The organism is Pseudomonas sp. P5_A2_2 (assembly GCF_054177685.1).
The window spans coordinates 1-1,177 of record NZ_JBGCUL010001234.1 but is presented as its reverse complement, the minus strand read 5'-3'; the positions used below and the strand labels follow the sequence as shown (position 1 = coordinate 1,177).

Here is a 1,177-nt window from a genome sequence, read left to right as displayed (position 1 = left end):
CTATATCGGCAAGCCAGTATTAAGCACAGCAGCCAGACATGCTAAAATACTTATACTCATCTACCTTTCTTATAAATTATGTATTCTTCTTAATACCATTTCATTTATGGCTTAGCCTAAATGGCTATGCACCTCTTATATATTTATCATTTATCACCCTAACAGGCGTTATAATCACTATTTTCGCTATTTTTTCATCCCCGTACAGAAAAAACCTCACCCCTACAAAGAAAACACTTAAATATCTAATACCCTTTTTTATATTTACCACATACATGCTATTAGTGCAGATCACGAATTTTTCTATGGGTGATAGAATTGACAGCTATGGGCGCGGGCTTTTTCAATACAATCTGGGCGCCTTAGCAAACAACATCGCGTGGTTCATTATAGGCATGCTTGTAATGACTTACATATTTAGAACCCAAAAACATCGAGCCCCTTTCTTTACCTGGCTGGCGATAACTTTGTTTTATCTATCAGTATTAGATTTCAAAACACTAAGCATCGATTTTTCATCAACAATTGATGATAAAAGAAGTATATATTTGATATTTGCAGACTTATATGCAGTAATCGCAATAATCACAATTTCAACACAAAGAAAAAACAGCCTTTTTCTCGGAACTTTCCTAATATCCTTCCTGACTTTATACTTTCTAAATTCTCGAGCTTCTATGGTTCTATTTGGAATTTCTTTTATTTTACCATTACTAACGAAAAGCTCTTTTCGTTGGAAAGTCGCGCTTATCATTGCTGCAACAATCGCGGGATTCATCTTGCTTCTAGCATCTCAAGCCAACGATGCTGAAGGTTCTCGTATGTTGGCTTTTTTCAGCACGGACTACACGAATGATGGTTCATATATAGGGCGAATGATTCAATTCGACGCAGGCTTATCCCATATTTCCGCAAACCCAGTCATGGGTGGCTATAACTCTATACACAGAGATTTTGGCAATCATGGCGCGTATATGCACAACATACTTTCTTTCTGGCAGGTATACGGAATAATTGCATTTATTTTTGCCATTACCCTCTTTCTCATTACACCTTTAAAACTATCAATAAAAAACATGCTGAAGAAGAGTTTGCCTGAACATTCCCCACAGCTTAGAGCAATAATTCTACTGTCCACATACATTGTTTTACAAATAGCGTTTTCTCGATCCTACAC

1 protein-coding gene is annotated in these 1,177 nt (G+C 36.5%); it reads left to right on the top strand.

Annotated features, from left to right (window positions below):
- Positions 1–305: 305 nt before the first annotated feature.
- Positions 306–1,177, top strand: an 872-nt coding sequence (locus tag ACXRVY_RS30385; protein WP_458239126.1) for a hypothetical protein, incomplete at its 3' end; no start/stop codon positions are given.